Origin of the sequence: Bacillus sp. FSL R10-2780 (genome assembly GCF_038006125.1) — a bacterium.
In the GTDB taxonomy this organism is placed as follows: domain Bacteria; phylum Bacillota; class Bacilli; order Bacillales; family Bacillaceae_G; genus Bacillus_A; species Bacillus_A cereus_U.
This window is the reverse complement of sequence record NZ_JBBOUQ010000001.1, coordinates 3,172,258-3,189,970: the sequence shown is the minus strand read 5'-3', so window position 1 is coordinate 3,189,970 and position 17,713 is coordinate 3,172,258. Positions and strand designations below refer to the sequence as shown.

Genomic DNA, 17,713 nt, shown 5'->3' with positions numbered 1-17,713 from the left:
GCGGGTTCTCCCGCTCTTTCTTTTTTTTGTCATTATTTATCCCGCTATTTGTGGGAGTCTTACTGCCCGTAAAGGCCCGATTGGTGCGGGCTGATAATCAGTAGGGGATGGACAAAACCCCCACTGATTAAAGTTTCACTTTATCGATAAATCGATATAAATTTATTCAACGGTTCGACATGAATATAAAAAATTTGTCAAAAGAAGAGGGTTCAAAATTCACAGAAAATTCTTTATTATATAAGAGAGGCATAGAAATAAAGGAGGATGTTTATGAAGAGAGAGGAATTGTTGGCGCCGCCATCTTATAACTTAGTTTCGGAAATAGAGAAATATACGAGTGATAAAGAGAAGCTTGCTTTAATTTGGCAAGATGATAAAGGGAATAGACGAGAGATTACATATTTTGAATTAATGCAAGGTGCGAATAGAATTGGAAACGCTTTTATAAAAAGTGGCTTACAAAAAGGGGACAAGCTCCTTATTATGATGCCGCGCTTAATTGAAGCTTACATGACGTATATTGCTGCGATTAAAGCAGGATTTGTCGTTATTCCAAGCTCAGAAATGTTACGTAAAAAAGATATTGAGTATCGTATTGGGCACGGAGAAGTAAAGGCTATCGTAAGTTACGAACCGTATATTGGACAATTTGACGGCGTAGAAGCGGTGGAATCTCTTCAAAAATTCGTCTTGAGCGAGCGTTCAGTAGATGGTTGGACGAATTTAAAAACAGCATTAGAAACAGAAAGTGACACGTTAGAAATGGCGAAGACAGATAAAGAAGATATGGTCTTTTTATCTTATACGTCAGGGACGACAGGAAATCCAAAAGGAGTTGTTCATACGCATGCTTGGGCATACGCTCATTTACGTACAAGCGCTCCGAACTGGCTCGGAATCGAAGAAGATGATGTTGTATGGGCAACGGCTAGTCCAGGTTGGCAAAAGTGGATTTGGAGCCCGTTTGTAGCGACTCTCGGTTCAGGTGCAACAGGATTTGTATACCACGGTAAATTTGAACCGAAAACGTATTTGAATTTATTAGACGATAATAAGGTGAATGTGCTTTGTTGTACACCGACTGAGTATAGATTAATGGCAAAGGTAGAAAACTTAAATGAGTACAATTTAGAAGCGTTACATAGTGCTGTATCAGCTGGTGAGCCGTTAAACAGAGAAGTGATTGAAACGTTCCAAAGGCATTTCGATATTACGGTAAGAGACGGTTATGGGCAAACGGAAAACACATTACTTGTTGGGATAATGAAAGGGATGGATATTAGACCAGGATCAATGGGAAAACCAACGCCAGGAAACCATGTTGATATCGTAAATGAGGAAGGTATTCCGGTGCAGGTAGGAGAAGTTGGTGATATTGCAGTTCACATTGAAACACCAGCACTCTTTAAACAATATTATAAAGACGATGAGCGTACAGCGATGCAATTCCGCGGTGATTATTATATTACCGGTGATAAAGCGAAAAAAGATGAAGACGGCTATTTTTGGTTTGAAGGACGCGGAGATGATATCATTATTAGCTCTGGCTATACAATCGGGCCGTTTGAAGTAGAAGATGCACTTGTAAAACACCCATACGTAAGAGAATGTGCGGTTGTCGCAAGTCCAGATGAAATTCGCGGAAGTGTCGTGAAGGCATTTATCGTATTAAGAGAGAATATAGAAAAGAACGAAGAAACATTGATTCCAGTGCTCCAACAACACGTCAAAGAACTGACTGCACCATATAAATACCCTCGAAAAATTGAATTTGTAGATGAACTACCAAAAACGATTTCCGGAAAAATTCGCCGTATTGAACTTAGAAAACAAGAGATGGAGCTTCCTTCAAAATAATTTTGAAAATGAGGAAGTAAATAGTTGAATGAAATGTAAAACGTATGATATTATAAAAACGAACATAAGTTCTATTTTATAAATTAAAAAAAGAGGTGTCCGTATGATTTTAGGTATTAATCCTTACTTAGTTTTAGATGGTAGTGGGCAAGAAGCTGTACAATTTTATAAAGAGGCGTTAGACGCAAAAGTAGAAGTAATGCAAACTTTTGGTGACATGCCTGAAAATCCAGAATACCCGATTCCAGCTGAAGCAAAAGAGCGCGTTTTACATGCTCATTTAAAAGTTGGTAATACGGAACTTATGATTTCTGATACATTCCCAGGTCAAGGGCATGCGATTGGATCTCAAGTAACAATCGCAATTCGAATTAATAACGCAGAAAAAGCGAAAGAAGTATTTGATAAGTTACAAGAAGGTGGAGAAGTTATCATGCCGCTTCAAGAAACTTTTTGGAGCCCAGCATACGGACAATTGAAAGATAAATTTAATATTGAATGGCAAGTTACAACGAACCCTACTGAACAAAAATAATTTTTAGAAAAGCACCATTTTTAATCGAAATGGTGCTTTTTTTATACACTTTAATCTCGTAGACTAAAGTAAAAAGGGGATGAGTATATGGGAGAAATTTGGCATGGCGGAAGCATTTATACGATGCGAGAAGAGAATGAAAAAGTGGACGCCGTTTACGTTGAAAATGGCATCATTGTTGATGTGGGGAATAAAGATGAATTAGAAAATCGATATTCGGAAGTGAAGTCGTGTGACTTACAAGGGAAAACGATGATTCCAGGGCTTGTTGATAGCCATATGCACCTTATTGGGCATGGGGAGAGGTTACTTCGTCTAGATCTATCAAATTGCAAATCTTATAGCGAAGTGCTTACCCTTGTTCAGAATCGAGTAGAAGAAGCACCAAAAGGCTCTTGGATTATCGGAGAAGGATGGAATGAAAATAATTTTACAGATACAAAACATGTTCATGTACGTGATTTAGATGAAATCTCTAAAGAACATCCGATTTTATTAAAGCGCGTTTGTCGTCACGTGACATGGGTGAATTCATACATATTGCAAGAAGCGAACATAACAGAAGCGACGCAAGATCCAAAGGGCGGAAAAATTGGTCGTGACTCATCAAATAAATTAACAGGACTTTTATATGAGCAAGGACAAGAGTTAATTAAACATGTTCAGCCTGAAATAGATGGAGTGTATTTGCAAAGTGCTCTGCAAACAGCGATTTCAGACTGCTGGCAATACGGATTAGTTGGCGGGCACACGGAAGACTTAAATTATTATGGCGGCTTTGAAAAAACGTACAATGCGTTTTCACACGTTATAAAAGAAATGCCATTTAAAGCACATTTGCTCGTTCATCATGAAGTAGCGAATGAGCGAAAAGAATATGAAAATGAGCACTATATTGAATTTGGGGCGATGAAGATTTTTTCTGACGGTTCTTTTGGCGGAAGAACAGCTTTATTAAGTGAGCCGTATGAAGATGCGCAGGAAACGAATGGAGTTGCGATTTTCTCACGTGAAGAGCTTGCAGGGTTAGTGAAGAAAGCACGTGATTTACATATGCCAGTTGCGATTCATACAATCGGTGATTTATCACTAGAATATGTCATTGATGCGCTTGAATTATATCCACCAGCAGAAGGATTACGTGACCGCATTATTCATTGCCAGCTTGCCCGTGAAGAATTAATTGAAAGAATGAAGAGTTTGCAAGCAATTATTGATATTCAGCCCGTCTTTGTTTCATCGGATTTTCCGTCAGTTATTGAAAAACTAGGAAAGCATCGTCTTCGTTACGCGTACGCTTGGAAGACATTACTTGGCGCAGGATTGCACTGCAACGGTGGATCTGATGCTCCAATTGAACAAGTAAATCCGTTTTTAGGTATATATAGTGCTGTTACACGTAGAAGCTTTATTGACGGCGTATGCTATATGCCAGAAGAAAGATTAACGGTATATGAGGCGGTTTCTTTATTTACAACAGGAAGTGCGTATGCAATTGGAAAAGAAGCAAATCGAGGGCAAATTACAAAAGGATATGAAGCAGACTTTACGATATTAGACCGTAATGTTTTTGAAATTGAGGCGGAAGAAATAAAAGAAGTACAGGCAGAAATGACCGTCATTGATGGGGAGATTGTTTATAGAAAAGACGTGTGAAAATATATCAGCGATTTTCGGAATATATCGACCGCAACTCGAAATATATCAGCGATTATTGAAATATATCGACCGCAATTCAAAATATATCAGCGATTTTTAAAATATATCGATTTACCGACAAAAGCTGACAATAATGGCGACTGCATAGTAAGAGATGGCTGCCCACACCAATCGGGGGAAATAAATAACCGTCGAATTATGGAAATCCCATAATTCGACGGTTATTTTATTACTATAAAAACGTTCTCTGTACTTTTTCCCAGAAGGAATTGTTTTTTAATTTAACAGTTTTAATTTGTTTATCGCTTAAACGAACAACGGCTTTCTCCACTTGTTTAATGCTAAGTGCTTCGTTATCCATTCCGATAACAGGGTAATCATTGCCATCTGGTCTAAGTGTTAAAGTTAACGTACGCTCGTGATTTAAAAGAAACGGTGATCCGAGTGTACGGTATGTGTTGTTATTTAAAGATGCTAGTTCGCTTACTTGGAAACATGGGATAAGTGGATCGACAACGGCACCATGTAATGATTTATTGTAAGCGGTACTTCCTGTTGGTGTGGAGATAACTAATCCATCACCTCTAAATGTTTCAAAATGTAAATTGTCGACGTGTACATCTACGACAAATGTTTTAATGATGCTAGAGCGCAATGAAAATTCATTTAAACAATGGAAAGATGTACCATGATCTACATCTACTTTAATTGTTGGATATTTTCGCACTTCAATTTCGTTTTTTGTAATTTCTTGAAGGGCTGTATCAATGTGATCGATGTGGAAATCGCAGTAGAAAGAAATTTCATCTTTCGTAGAAATACCTGCGTATAAGCAATCTTCTCTAAAGCCAGTTTTACGAACGGCTTGTAAGAAAGTTCCATCATCTCCAACACTGACGATAGCGTTTGCATTTTTTGGATGATCTAATATGGTAAATCCATTCTCCTCTAAAATACGATATACTGGTTTCATTTTTTCAACGAGTGTTACTTTGTCATCACCATAAAAGAAAAATAAATTGCGACGATTTGCCATTATGTATCCCTCCACTGCAGTTAAATTTTCTAGTTTTAGTGCTGCATATCATCAGATTTCATTCTGAATAATATGCTCAAATAGTATATTTCGATATGAAATGTCAAAATCCCTTTTTATTTTTAGAAAAATTTTTATATTCAATTTTATCAAAGGTTGTTTAATGATGAATAAACTTGTCGATAATGGGTATGGAGTGAAAGGATGGTACGAATGAAATGGCTCGTAATTGGAATGATAATTCTTCTACTTTTTATTTTGCTAATACTATTATCGAAAATATCGCTTAAGGTGACGTTTTTATATTCAGAAATGGAAAAACAGTGTTTATTTCAAGTGAAAATATGGATGATTCGATATACGTTTGATGTATTGGAAAGAATTGAAAAACAGCAGAAAAAGACGGGGCAGAAAATCGAAAAAGCTGAGAAAGATGGCGGAATAGATAATAAAATTATGGCACAACTTGATAGCATTGGAGAACTGATAAAAAAGCTTCAAGAAGTTCATACTATTGTTAAAGATTTTCTCAAACGAGTGAAAATCAATAGTTGGAAATGGCATTCACAAATTGGAGCAGGTGATGCGGCTAGTACTGGAATTGTCACTGGATATGCATGGGGGACAAAAGGAATGGCTGCTGGAGTTGTAGGACAATATATGCATATTGTCGACGTACCAGAATTTGAAATTACACCTGTTTTTCAAGGAAAGGGATTTGCATCAAGATGTGAATTAACAGCTTCCTTTCATATATTTCGTACTGTGAAAACAGCGGTAAAACTACTCATGTTTATGAGAAAACAAAAGTCTGGTATGACAGATAAATCTGTTCAAGCATAGGGGGGATATAGAATGGACCATCCAATTCAAGGTTTAATGACAACCGCAATGCAGCATTTAAAACAAATGACTGATGTAAATACAATTGTTGGTGATCCAATTAAAGCGGCAGATGGAAGTGTAATTCTTACCGTTTCGAAAGTAAGTTTTGGATTTGCTGCTGGTGGAAGTGAATTTGGCAAAGTAGAGCATTCAGGCCGTCATCCATTTGGAGGAGGTAGCGGTGGTGGGGTTTCCATTAATCCTGTTGCCTTTCTCGTTATAAATGGAGATGGTGTGAAAGTTTTACATTTAGATAAACAAACACATGTCATTGACAAAATAATTGAATTAGCGCCACAAGCTGTTGATAAAGTGAAAGAAATGATGGATAAACGAAAAGAAGATGATCCGGAATTTCAAATTTAACGAGTAAAGAAGCTAATCAATGGATTAGCTTCTTTATTTTTTGTAAATAAAGCGATTTTATTTGCATTATCGATAGGGACAAACTATCATTTACATTGTACATATTTTGTTTAAATAAGGGAGGATTTTCAAGTGGCAAATGTAACTTTTAAAGGTAACCCAATGACTTTAGTTGGAACAGAAGTTAAAGTTGGCGATCAAGCGCCTAACTTCCAAGTATTAGCAAATGACTTATCTCCAGTAAGTTTAGAAACATACAAAGGTGAAGTAAAATTAATTAGTGTTGTACCTTCAATCGACACAGGTGTATGTGATGCACAAACTCGTCGTTTTAACGAAGATGCAGCAGGTATTGAAAATACGAAAGTATTAACAATTAGTGCTGATTTACCATTCGCTCAAAAACGCTGGTGTGCAGCTAACGGTTTAGAAAATGTTGCGACACTTTCTGATCACCGTGACCTTTCATTCGGTGAAGCTTATGGCTTAGTAATGAAAGAACTTCGTTTACTTGCTCGTGCAGTATTCGTAGTAGATAGCAATGACAAAGTAGTTTACGTAGAATACGTAAGCGAAGGTACAAGCCATCCAAACTATGAAGCAGCATTAGAAGCAGCTAAATCTGCAAAGTAATAATGTGAAGGAAATGACCTCTTATAAAGAGGTCGTTTTTTCTCATATATTGCTGCTCAATGGTACCAATATATGAGAAAAAACGTTATATCATATATAACTTAAAAGGGAGCTCTTTACAGGAGGTCGCTTTTTCTTTTTGGAAAAAATCACTTTGTGGTATGATATAAGTTATGTGTAAAAGAGAGAAGGAGGAATGTACGTGAGTCAGGCAGTAGAAACATTATTTTCTATTTTTGATTCTTCTACGGTAGTTTTACGTAAAGAATTAGATGTAACATATTTAGAGGCGCTTGTAGAAACAGGTGATAACTTGTTTGAGGGAGCGATTTTACAAGAGGAATTATCCGAATCAACAATTGAAAGGTTGAATCGTGAATATAGTACGTTTAATGAAGAAACATATAAAGGGGAAGAAATTCGTAAAGCATTTCAGCTAGCCATTTTAAAAGGAATGAAAGAAGGCGTACAAGCGAATCACGAAATGACGCCAGATGCAGTTGGAATGTTCATGAGCTACTTATTCCATAAATTTATGCAAGGGCAAAAAGAAATTACAGTTTTAGACCCTGCAATTGGAACGGGTAACTTAATGGCTACCGTGTTTAATAGCGCCAAAGAAGAACTAGCAATGAGTGGATTTGGTGTAGAAGTGGATGAAGTGCTAATTAAACTTGCTTTAGTAAATGCGAATTTACAAAAGCATGCAATCGAATTCTTCCATCAAGATGGACTAGCGCCACTTTATATTGATCCAGTTGATGCAGTTGTTTCAGATTTGCCAATTGGTTACTATCCAAATGAAATCGGTGCAAGTGAATATACATTAAAAGCAGATGAAGGAATGTCATATGCGCATCACTTATTTATTGAACAAAGTGTGAAACATACGAAAGAAGGCGGGTATTTATTCTTCTTAGTACCAAACTTCATTTTTGAAAGTGATCAAGCGCCAAAGCTACATGCATTCATTAAAGAAACATGCTTTATTCAAGGATTGTTACAGCTACCTGTTTCCATGTTTAAAAATGAGAAAAATGCAAAAAGTATATTTGTTCTCCAAAAGAAAGGTCAGGATGTAATAATGCCGAAACAGGCACTATTAGTGGAATTACCTAAATTCTCCAACATGAAGGCTATGGAGAACATGATGGATCAACTAAATACGTGGTTTGCAACACATAAGTAATGCCAGATATATGTAACAGGGTTAGTGATTAATGTAGTACAGTTGTATATAATATGGAATATTTTTTAATATATACAAGATTTAACTGAATCTTTTTGAAATCTGTAATATATTTTTTTTCTTGGTGTTACAATTTTTTCACTTGAAATATATGTCGGACGATGTTTAAATTAAAATCGTGAGTATAAAATTTACTAATGATGAAACGTTTTCATAATGAGTGAATTTAATTAGATAAAATCGAGCGGTTTGTGGAATGATCCACACAACTACCAAGAGAAAAAGGGGCGAAAGACTAGATGTCAAAAATCATCGCGATTAACGCAGGAAGCTCTTCCTTAAAGTTCCAATTATTTGAAATGCCAAGTGAAACAGTATTAACAAAAGGTTTAGTAGAACGTATCGGTTTAGAAGATAGTGTCTTCACAATTACTGTAAATGGCGAAAAACAAAAAGAAATTACAAACATCCCAGATCATGCAGTAGCAGTTAACATGCTTCTTAAGAAATTAACTGAAAACGGAATCGTAAAATCTCTTGATGAGATTGGCGGTATCGGTCACCGTGTTGTACACGGCGGCGAAAAATTTGCTGATTCTGTTTTAATTGATGATGAAGTATTAGCTGATATCGAAGAATTAAGCGATTTAGCACCACTTCACAACCCAGCAAACCTTGTTGGTATTAAAGCGTTCCAAGAAGTACTACCAAATGTACCAGCAGTAGCAGTATTCGATACAGCATTCCACCAAACAATGCCGGAATCTGCATTCCTATACAGCTTACCATATGAGTACTATGAGAAATTTGGCATCCGTAAATACGGTTTCCACGGAACTTCTCATAAATACGTAACTGAGCGTGCGGCTGAATTATTAGGTCGTCCAATTGAAGGCTTAAGCCTACTTTCTTGTCACTTAGGTAACGGTGCAAGTATCGCAGCAGTAGAAGGCGGTAAGTCTATCGATACTTCTATGGGCTTCACTCCACTTGCTGGTGTAACAATGGGTACACGTTCTGGTAACATTGACCCTGCGTTAATTCCATACATCATGGAAAAAACAGGCCAAACTGTAGAAGAAGTAGTTAGCGTATTAAACAAGAAGAGTGGTATGTTAGGTCTTACTGGTTACTCTAGTGACCTACGTGACATCATTGCGAAAGAAGAAGAAGGCGACCACCGTGCGAAAGTAGCACTTGACGTGTTCGTAAGCCGTATCCATAAATACATCGGTTCTTACACAGCTCGTATGAAAGGCGTTGACGCTATCATCTTTACAGCTGGTGTAGGTGAAAACAGTGCAGTTATTCGTGAGCGTGTATTAGAAGGCCTTGAGTACATGGGTGTATACTTCGACGTAAAACGCAATAACGTATTCGGTGAAGAAGCATTCATCAGCTTCCCACACTCTCCAGTAAAAATTATCGTAATTCCAACTGACGAAGAAGTTATGATTGCTCGTGACGTATTACGTCTTGGAGATATTGGTTAATATATGCATGAAAAAGACGAAATCCTAAAGGATTTCGTCTTTTTTTTGTATATATTTTAAAATTCGATCTGGATATAGTATTTTTTCCTTTTGAATGAATGCAGTGAGAGGAATCCATTTTGCATATGAGGCTGTTTGTTCATCTTTTATATTCAGTATCTCTATTTCATATAGTGATGTGTCTAATAAGCGTAAAGAATATAGTTGAATGATTTCATGACCAATTTCCTCACCCGAATAAAAAATATTTTCTAAGCATCCTAAATAATCGGTAACTTCTATTTCTGCATGAAGCTCTTCTTTAAATTCTCGAATAATGGTATCTGCTGATTTCTCACCAAGTTCAATTGAACCGCCAAGAGGACGATAATATGTTTCGTCGCCTGTACGATATTCTTGTACGAGAAGTCGCTCTTGATGTATAGCAATGCCAAAAGCTTTTGCACGTGGATACATATGTATAATCGCTCCTTATTTGTTTTGTATAAGGATGATTATAATGTAGCTAAGTAGAAATTGATAACATATATTCGGATAGATGTTTGGACTTAGGCTGTAAATAAAGAACATGCCATGTACAAGCATATTTGTAAATATGATACAATAGAAAAAAATCGAACGAGGTGGTTGTTGCGATGCGATCGAAGCGAGAACAAGCCATTTTAGAAAATATAAAAGAGTGGGAAGGGCAATTAGTAGAGCAAGAAGCGACCGATTTTCAAAAGATGTTTGATAAGTGGTTGCATACTACAGTTGCAAAACTACCTGAGAAAAAACGAAAAGACTTTTTTACGAAAGCAGATGGATGGCTCTTTCATTTGCATGCACTTATTCAAAGTTCACAATCACAGTTGGATGCACGTAATCGTATTTTAGGAACATCGAGATTATTTGATGAATCAATTGAGCAACTTGAAGATTTGAAGGCGTTATCTATTGATCAATTAACATACATAGCAGAGCAGCAAACAGCACGTCATCGTCTATATTCATTCGTACAAGGCGGAGCAACAGGTGCTGGCGGTCTATTATTATTAACGGCTGATTTTCCGGTTATGATTGCATTAAATGTGAAGGCTGTACAACTTATTGCGACATCATTTGGGCATGATGTGAACAAGCCGTATGAAATGATGCTTGCGTTAAAGGTATTCCATGCAGCATTATTGCCGGCGAGACTTCAGCAATATGCATGGTACAATTTACTGAGAGAACTTGAGCAAGAAGATTCATTCTTTTATGAAGGAGACGAAGAGGTGTTAAAGCCAGCTTCTACTGAGGTTGTGTTAAAACAAATTTTGAAGACATTTTCGATTTATGCTCTTCGTCGCAAATTATTCCAAGGCATTCCTGTACTTGGAATGGCAATTGGATCTACAGTGAACTATCGCTTAACGAGGAATGTTACTGAATTTGCAAATAAGTTTTATCAAGTACGCTACATATTAGAAAAAGAAAAGAGAGCATGAAAAAAAGCGAGAGGCCGAAGCCTTTCGCTTTTTAGTTTGTCGCATGTTTTTTGGACATTGGAATAGAAACGGGTTGCTTTGCTGCTTTCTTTTCTGTTTTTGGATAGTAAATTAAATCCAATGTTTTTGCCTGTACGGCAATCGAAAGAATAGTAAAAGCAATTTCTGTCCAATTTAAATAATATAATGAAAGCGCAAGAACAATCGCGTCAAAGACGAAGAAAATTTGCCCAATTGTAAACCGAGTTCGTTTACTTAATATAATTGTTAAAATATCGTCTCCACCGGTTGCACCGCCAAATCGCAATATAAAACCGAGTCCAATACCAGCTAACGCACCGCCAACTACTGCAGCTACAAATAAATTATTTGATAAATCTACCGTAAAAGGAGAATAATTTTCCATAAGGGAATAAAATACTCCGAATGAAAGTGAACCTAAGAATGAATAGCCAACCATTTTTCTACCTAAAAATGAAGCACATAGTAAAATAATAGGGATATCCATTACTACAGTTGAAATAGATGGTGAAATATCATAAAAATTTTGGATAAATAGTGCAATACCTACAAAGCCACCTTCTGTTAAGTGGTTTTGGAAGTGAATGTGATATAGCGCTGCTGCTAAAATAAATGAACCGATTAAAACCATAAAAACTTCTTTAATAATTTGTCGACTTTGGATGTTCCTCATCGTTATTCCTTCTTTCCGTAGTTAGTAGTCCTTTTGGTGTTGTAAACTAACTACGAGCTCACATGTAGCTTTCAGTTAGTTTACGTAAAACTAACTACGCTATATGTCGCTGAAGAAATAACGAATAATCCTCTCGTCCATCAATTCTCCCTACCTTCGTTTTAGTTTAAGTCTTAAAGCGACTAAACAAAACGTGGAGTAGAATTCTTCATTTAGCAATCCTGCTCTTCTTTGTTTTGTTTAGTTAGTAACAATTAAGTCCTAAACAAAACGCTATGTGTAAGAAGAGTCTTTTTTTTGCCAAATTATCCTTCGGGCAATCATAATTTCCCCACTCTCGTATTTTTTTTCGCTAGACTAAAGTATCTGAGCTGAAAAATACGCTACGTGTATGATTCGTCAATACGATGCCACATGCTCCTTCGAGCGATCATGATATCAAAATCCCTTCCTTCAAGATTTATATTATTATATCATACTTTCAAAAAATGCATGCGGATGGAAACCGACAATAACCGGAGGGAATCTACAAAAATTGTTATCTTTAAATATTTTTGTAGAAAAGCCTAAGTTATTTTGCAGGACTGGATAGTTTTTAGAAGTTTGTCCAATAAGTAAGAAAAGATAGCTGTTTATTCAGTTGTATTTTTTTCGTCACTTTTATCTTTAAAAAATGCATCCCAACTAATAACACTTAAAAAAGTTAAAGCGATAATAATGAAAGCTCGCATACATTAAAGGCCTCCTTTCATTCATAAATACGTTTCATTAGTATATGAACGAGATGATTTGTGATGTGTCATTTTTTACAAGGATTACTTGTTGTGAGATTATATTAATATAAATAGATAAAAGGGGATGATGAATCATGTTCAAAGATATGTTCAAGAGAAAGGAATTAGTATGTGCAATTTGCGAGAAAAAGATTCAATATGAAGAAGAGCTAGTTGCTTTTGTGAAGTTGCCGAAAGAAAGAAGTATATTAGTAGGCCCGTTTGATGTATGTTTAGCAAAAACGGCGCAAGAAATATATTGCAAAGCTTGTTACAACAAAAAAGCATGACCCAAAGTAAATGAGGGGCATGCTTTTTTCATTGGTGTGCTTTTCCCTCAGATACGTTTTGGGTTAGACGATACCAAAGCCAAAGATCGTTAATAATTGAAGCAAGATCGGCAATTTCTGAATTAAGCCTACAGGAAATTTCGAAATTATCTTCGTTATTTAAACAATGTTGTTTTTGATTAATATGATGTTCAAGCTCTTGTATACGATCAGGTATTTTTCCGCGAATTTGCTCCCATTTTAATAAAATAGAATGCTGCGCTTGTTCAGAGATGTCTTCCCATTTTTCTTGTATGTTCGGCACTTCAATTCCTAGATGTTCATTGTATATAAAATACTTTTTCATAGACACCCCTCCATTTTCCTGCCTCTATTTTACATAAAAAAAGAAAGAAGTTCGACGGAATTGTTTGAAAAAAATTATAAATTCCCCTTGATTCATTTTATGAAAGGTGATAAAGTTTGAATTATTATAAGAAAAGATGAATATTTATTCTTTAGGGGGATGCAAAATGGAGAAGAAAAAAGTTGTATTAGCATATTCCGGAGGTCTTGATACTTCCGTTGCAATTAAATGGTTACAAGAGAAGAATTATGATATTATCGCGCTTTGCCTAGATCTAGGGGAAGGTAAAGACTTAGCGTTTGTAAAAGAAAAAGCACTTTCAGTAGGAGCAATTAAATCATATATGATTGATGTTCAAGAAGAATATGCGAATGAATATGCATTGATAGCGATGCAAGCTCACACGTTATACGAAGGGAAATATCCTCTTGTCTCTGCATTATCTCGTCCGCTTATTGCGAAAAAATTAGTAGAAATTGCAGAGCAGGAAGGTGCAAGTGCAGTTGCACATGGATGTACAGGGAAAGGGAATGACCAAGTTCGTTTTGAAGTTTCTATTCAAGCGTTGAATCCATATTTAGAAGTTATTGCGCCTGTACGTGAATGGAAATGGTCACGTGAAGAAGAAATTGCATATGCAAAAGAAAATGATATACCGATTCCAATTAATTTAGATAGCCCGTTTTCAATCGATCAAAACTTATGGGGACGCAGCAACGAATGTGGAATTTTAGAAGATCCATGGGCAGCGCCGCCAGAAGATGCATACGAGATGACATTAGCATTAGAAGATACACCGAATAAACCAGAGTTTGTAGAAATCGGATTTGAAGCAGGAGTACCGACGACTTTAAACGGCACTGCATATTCACTTTCAGAATTAATTAAAACGTTAAATGCCCTAGCTGGAAAACATGGTGTTGGACGTATCGATCATGTAGAAAATCGCCTTGTCGGTATTAAATCTCGTGAAGTGTACGAATGCCCAGCGGCAATGACATTAATAACAGCGCATAAAGAACTTGAAGATTTAACACTTGTGAAAGAGGTCGCTCATTTCAAACCGATGATTGAGCAAAAACTAACAGAATTAATTTATAACGGTTTATGGTTCTCACCTTTAAAACAAGCACTCAATGCTTTCTTACAAGAAACGCAAAAAAATGTAACAGGTACAGTGCGTGTGAAATTATTTAAAGGTCATGCGATTGTAGAAGGACGTAAATCTGAGTACTCTTTATATGATGAAAAACTTGCAACATATACTGCCCAGGATGAATTTAATCATGATGCAGCAGTTGGTTTCATTTCATTATTCGGTTTACCTACAAAAGTATACAGCCAAGTGAATCAAAAGAAGGTGGAAGCGTGAGTAAACTTTGGGGCGGACGTTTTACAGAAGAAGCGGAAGCATGGGTAGAAGAATTCGGAGCTTCTATTTCCTTTGATAAGCAATTGGTTAGCCAAGATATAAAAGGGAGTATTGCACACGTTACGATGTTAGCAAAGCAAGGCATCGTTACGAAAGAGGAAGCAGAGAAAATCAAGATAGGGCTTCAGTATTTATTAGAGGAAGCGAAAGAGAATAAATTGAATTTCTCGGTAGAAGCTGAGGATATTCATTTAAATATTGAAAAGATGTTAATTGAAAGAATCGGTGAAGTAGGAGGGAAACTTCATACAGGCCGAAGCCGTAACGATCAAGTAGCGACAGATATGCATTTGTATTTAAAAGAAAAAGTAGAAGATATTATAAAAGCTACAAAACAATTGCAAACTGTTCTTGTTCATCAAGCTGAAAATAACATTGAAACCATTATGCCTGGTTATACGCACTTGCAGCGCGCACAGCCTATATCGTTTGCTCATCATATCCTGGCCTACTTTTGGATGTTAGAGCGTGATGTGAATCGTTATGAAGATTCGTTAAAGCGTATTAACATTTCACCATTAGGAGCAGGAGCGCTAGCTGGTACAACATTCCCGATTGACCGAGAATATAGTGCGGAGCTTCTTGGATTTAATGGAATCTATGAAAATAGTTTAGATGCGGTAAGCGATCGTGATTTCATACTGGAGTTTTTAAGTAACTCATCTATGCTTATGATGCACTTATCACGCTTTTGCGAAGAACTTATTTTATGGAGTAGTCAAGAATTTCAATTTATTGAAATGAGCGATCGATACGCAACTGGAAGCAGTATTATGCCGCAAAAGAAAAATCCGGACATGGCGGAACTTATTCGTGGTAAAACGGGCAGAGTATACGGCAATTTATTTAGCTTACTTACAGTAATGAAAGGATTGCCGCTTGCTTACAATAAAGACTTACAAGAAGATAAAGAAGGAATGTTTGATACAGTGAAAACAGTAGAAGGATGCCTTCATATTATGACAGGCATGCTTGAAACGATGACTGTAAACAAAGAAAAAATGGGGCAAGCTGTGACGCAAGACTTCTCTAACGCAACAGAAATTGCTGACTATTTAGCAAGCAAGGGACTGCCGTTCCGTCAGGCTCATGAAATTGTTGGGAAGTTAGTTCTACATTGCACACAAAAAGGAATTTATTTATTAGATGTACCACTTGAAACGTATAAAGAAATGAGTCCGTTATTTGAAGAAGATTTATATGAAGTTCTTTCACCTTATGCAGCTGTAAAGCGTCGTAACAGTGCTGGCGGAACAGGGTTTGAACAAATTGAAAAAGCTTTGGAGAAGGCGAAGGGGTTAGCCATAGCGTTTGTTGGAAGTTAAATGATGTATGATATAGAAGGTAAGGTGCTTTTTTAGAAAGTACCTTACCTTTTTGTATTTAGATTTTTAGGTATGTATCTATCATTTCATAATTGTTTTTCATAATCATAAAATGATGCTTCTCATGAATCGCTAATAGTTGGATAGATTGAATAAGGTTAGGGTAGTGAGCAATTGGATCTAAAAATACGATATGTCCTGCAATATTTTCTTCTATATTTTGAACTAGTTTTTTTATTTCATCTGTTTCACTTGAAAGTAATTCTTCTAATTCGTTTACATTCATAGAGTAATAGACTTTTTTTGAAGGGATTAAAATCCAAGGAGCTTTCATTCCTTTGCCGTGTTTTTCTTTATATTCGGCATAAATGTCATGTATGTCAGTTGCAAATGGGGCGTTTTTTCTTAGTTTGGCATAAGGGATAAGAGTGAAAGAGAATTTAATCGCTACTTTTAGCATCTTTGCAATTAAATATAAGTGATAAAAGTGTTCACCAATAGACCATTTTCCGTCCTCTTTCCTGTACCATAGTTGTTCGTGTGAAAGTGAATGAAGCTTAGGAAGGAACTGGTTTCTTTGCACATGTAATGTGTGAAAATGTTTTGAGATATTTTCAGATTTCATATTTTGGTATCCTCCATTCTTTTTCCTAATTATAACATTTTTCGTATAGATTTAATTAAGCCTAGAACAATATGTTCTAGGCTTAAAGCTTCATTGATTAATCATACTTATGTCGACCTTCCGTAATTCGAATATACTCAATATCCATCAAATCTCTAAGTAATGCACCATTACTTACTTCCACACCATGTTTCTCTTTAAAATGTGTGCGGATCGTATCTAACATTTCGATTTCTTTCCCATTCACATCTAAAATAATACGTTCATAATCATCCATGTAGCACCCTCCTTTTCTAAACACATATATTTTGTCCGTCTATTACTAAAAAATGTATGTTAGTGTAATGTTAGAAAATAAGAAAGGAATGGAAAATGAGACGTATTTATTTTGTAGGGTTAATTTTGTATACGCTAATTGTATTACACGTTGCATTCCCAAAAATATTTACATTTGAGAATGTAAAAACAATACATATAGCAATATTTATCTTTACTTTATTTGTAGTAGATTGCTGTATTTCTGTATGGCTTTCTAGAAAAAAGAAAGTACAAGAAGTAAAAGATAAAAAAGAAATAGAACGGAAAAAGAGAAAACGTTCATTTTGGATGACAACGTATTGTTTTTCTTTAGTGATTGCTGCTGCATTTTTTAGTGAGCATATTCCACTAGAAAGATTGGATATTGAATTTTGGGCAATTGTATTTGCATGTTATTTTTTCATGCACTTTCTTCCTTATATGAAAGAAAAGCGAGGAGAAGAGGAAGATCCTATTGAAGAAGAAGCGAGAGAACAAGAGAGTAAGAGAATAGAAGAAGACATAAAGAAACTTGGAGAACACAAGTGGTATTTAAAATCAAAAATTATATATGTTCTTTGCTTCATTACGCCGCCAATCGGTTATGTGTATGTTTTCTTACTTCGTAAAAAAATGACAGAAGATGCAAAGCAAACGTACTTAACGGTTGCGACGATAATGATGGCGCTATGGTCCTTGAAATTCTTTCCGCCTTATGTGTTTGCAGTTGTCATTGTTGTTGTAGCTTGTTTCGTATTTGTAGTGAAATATGTGAAATGAAAAACACCAAGCCCATGTGGACTTGG

19 protein-coding genes are annotated in these 17,713 nt (G+C 36.0%); 13 read left to right on the top strand and 6 right to left on the bottom strand.

What is annotated here, in order from left to right:
- Positions 1 to 273 precede the first annotated feature (273 nt).
- From mbcS to NSQ47_RS16620, 3 genes are all read left to right on the top strand, one after another.
- Entirely contained in the window at positions 274 to 1,860 is a 1,587-nt protein-coding gene (gene mbcS / locus NSQ47_RS16630) for an acyl-CoA synthetase MbcS (protein ID WP_341037417.1), read from the top strand.
- 103 nt (positions 1,861 to 1,963) lie between these two features.
- Entirely contained in the window at positions 1,964 to 2,395 is a 432-nt protein-coding gene (locus NSQ47_RS16625) for a VOC family protein (protein WP_002160231.1), read from the top strand.
- 87 nt (positions 2,396 to 2,482) lie between these two features.
- A complete protein-coding gene (locus tag NSQ47_RS16620) occupies positions 2,483 to 4,051 on the top strand; it encodes an amidohydrolase (RefSeq protein ID WP_088079486.1) in 1,569 nt (522 codons plus the stop codon).
- Between the two features lie 235 nt (positions 4,052 to 4,286).
- Here NSQ47_RS16620 and NSQ47_RS16615 read toward each other — a convergent pair whose 3' ends face one another.
- Positions 4,287 to 5,090, bottom strand: a complete 804-nt coding sequence (locus NSQ47_RS16615) for an NAD kinase (protein WP_002199172.1) — start codon at positions 5,088 to 5,090, stop codon at positions 4,287 to 4,289.
- Between the two features lie 204 nt (positions 5,091 to 5,294).
- Between NSQ47_RS16615 and NSQ47_RS16610 the strand changes: the two genes are divergently transcribed.
- From NSQ47_RS16610 to ackA, 5 genes are all read left to right on the top strand, one after another.
- Entirely contained in the window at positions 5,295 to 5,933 is a 639-nt protein-coding gene (locus tag NSQ47_RS16610) for a DUF2953 domain-containing protein (protein ID WP_215579843.1), read from the top strand.
- Positions 5,934 to 5,945: 12 nt separating this feature from the next.
- Positions 5,946 to 6,341, top strand: a complete 396-nt coding sequence (ytfJ, locus tag NSQ47_RS16605) for a GerW family sporulation protein (RefSeq protein WP_000350003.1) — start codon at positions 5,946 to 5,948, stop codon at positions 6,339 to 6,341.
- Positions 6,342 to 6,473: 132 nt separating this feature from the next.
- The gene (tpx, locus tag NSQ47_RS16600; RefSeq protein ID WP_002112256.1) at positions 6,474 to 6,974 is read left to right on the top strand and encodes a thiol peroxidase; all 501 of its coding nucleotides are present in this window, start codon (positions 6,474 to 6,476) and stop codon (positions 6,972 to 6,974) included.
- 202 nt (positions 6,975 to 7,176) lie between these two features.
- Positions 7,177 to 8,163, top strand: a complete 987-nt coding sequence (locus tag NSQ47_RS16595; RefSeq protein ID WP_341037412.1) for a class I SAM-dependent methyltransferase — start codon at positions 7,177 to 7,179, stop codon at positions 8,161 to 8,163.
- A 299-nt stretch (positions 8,164 to 8,462) separates the two neighbouring features.
- Positions 8,463 to 9,656, top strand: coding sequence for an acetate kinase (ackA, locus tag NSQ47_RS16590; RefSeq protein ID WP_078175049.1), 1,194 nt, complete (start codon positions 8,463 to 8,465; stop codon positions 9,654 to 9,656).
- A gap of 24 nt (positions 9,657 to 9,680) precedes the next feature.
- Here ackA and NSQ47_RS16585 read toward each other — a convergent pair whose 3' ends face one another.
- Positions 9,681 to 10,112 (bottom strand): NUDIX hydrolase, encoded by a 432-nt coding sequence (locus NSQ47_RS16585; protein ID WP_016106346.1) that lies wholly within the window; start codon positions 10,110 to 10,112, stop codon positions 9,681 to 9,683.
- A gap of 179 nt (positions 10,113 to 10,291) precedes the next feature.
- Between NSQ47_RS16585 and NSQ47_RS16580 the strand changes: the two genes are divergently transcribed.
- Positions 10,292 to 11,125 carry an EcsC family protein gene (locus NSQ47_RS16580; protein ID WP_002112252.1) on the top strand — a complete coding sequence of 278 codons (834 nt, stop codon included), beginning with the start codon at positions 10,292 to 10,294 and terminating at the stop codon, positions 11,123 to 11,125.
- Between the two features lie 31 nt (positions 11,126 to 11,156).
- Here NSQ47_RS16580 and NSQ47_RS16575 read toward each other — a convergent pair whose 3' ends face one another.
- A complete protein-coding gene (locus NSQ47_RS16575; protein ID WP_002112250.1) occupies positions 11,157 to 11,819 on the bottom strand; it encodes a YitT family protein in 663 nt (220 codons plus the stop codon).
- Between the two features lie 868 nt (positions 11,820 to 12,687).
- On the opposite strand from NSQ47_RS16575, the gene NSQ47_RS16570 reads away from it, so the two are divergent.
- On the top strand, positions 12,688 to 12,882 hold the full coding sequence (locus NSQ47_RS16570) for a hypothetical protein (RefSeq protein ID WP_341037411.1): 195 nt from the start codon (positions 12,688 to 12,690) through the stop codon (positions 12,880 to 12,882).
- Between the two features lie 28 nt (positions 12,883 to 12,910).
- Here the strand turns inward: NSQ47_RS16570 and NSQ47_RS16565 are convergent, their stop codons facing one another.
- Positions 12,911 to 13,228: a hypothetical protein gene (locus tag NSQ47_RS16565; RefSeq protein WP_002160236.1), complete on the bottom strand. Its 318-nt coding sequence runs from the start codon at positions 13,226 to 13,228 to the stop codon at positions 12,911 to 12,913.
- A 166-nt stretch (positions 13,229 to 13,394) separates the two neighbouring features.
- On the opposite strand from NSQ47_RS16565, the gene NSQ47_RS16560 reads away from it, so the two are divergent.
- Positions 13,395 to 14,600: an argininosuccinate synthase gene (locus NSQ47_RS16560; protein ID WP_002164979.1), complete on the top strand. Its 1,206-nt coding sequence runs from the start codon at positions 13,395 to 13,397 to the stop codon at positions 14,598 to 14,600.
- Positions 14,597 to 15,985: an argininosuccinate lyase gene (argH, locus tag NSQ47_RS16555; RefSeq protein WP_341037409.1), complete on the top strand. Its 1,389-nt coding sequence runs from the start codon at positions 14,597 to 14,599 to the stop codon at positions 15,983 to 15,985. The genes NSQ47_RS16560 and argH overlap by 4 nt, the downstream gene beginning before the upstream one ends.
- Before the next feature lie 58 nt (positions 15,986 to 16,043).
- Here the strand turns inward: argH and NSQ47_RS16550 are convergent, their stop codons facing one another.
- Both NSQ47_RS16550 and NSQ47_RS16545 read right to left on the bottom strand, forming a co-directional pair.
- The gene (locus NSQ47_RS16550; RefSeq protein ID WP_341037407.1) at positions 16,044 to 16,610 is read right to left on the bottom strand and encodes a DinB family protein; all 567 of its coding nucleotides are present in this window, start codon (positions 16,608 to 16,610) and stop codon (positions 16,044 to 16,046) included.
- A gap of 97 nt (positions 16,611 to 16,707) precedes the next feature.
- The gene (locus NSQ47_RS16545; RefSeq protein WP_002112241.1) at positions 16,708 to 16,887 is read right to left on the bottom strand and encodes a hypothetical protein; all 180 of its coding nucleotides are present in this window, start codon (positions 16,885 to 16,887) and stop codon (positions 16,708 to 16,710) included.
- A 95-nt stretch (positions 16,888 to 16,982) separates the two neighbouring features.
- On the opposite strand from NSQ47_RS16545, the gene NSQ47_RS16540 reads away from it, so the two are divergent.
- The gene (locus NSQ47_RS16540) at positions 16,983 to 17,687 is read left to right on the top strand and encodes a hypothetical protein (RefSeq protein ID WP_341037405.1); all 705 of its coding nucleotides are present in this window, start codon (positions 16,983 to 16,985) and stop codon (positions 17,685 to 17,687) included.
- Positions 17,688 to 17,713 lie beyond the last annotated feature (26 nt).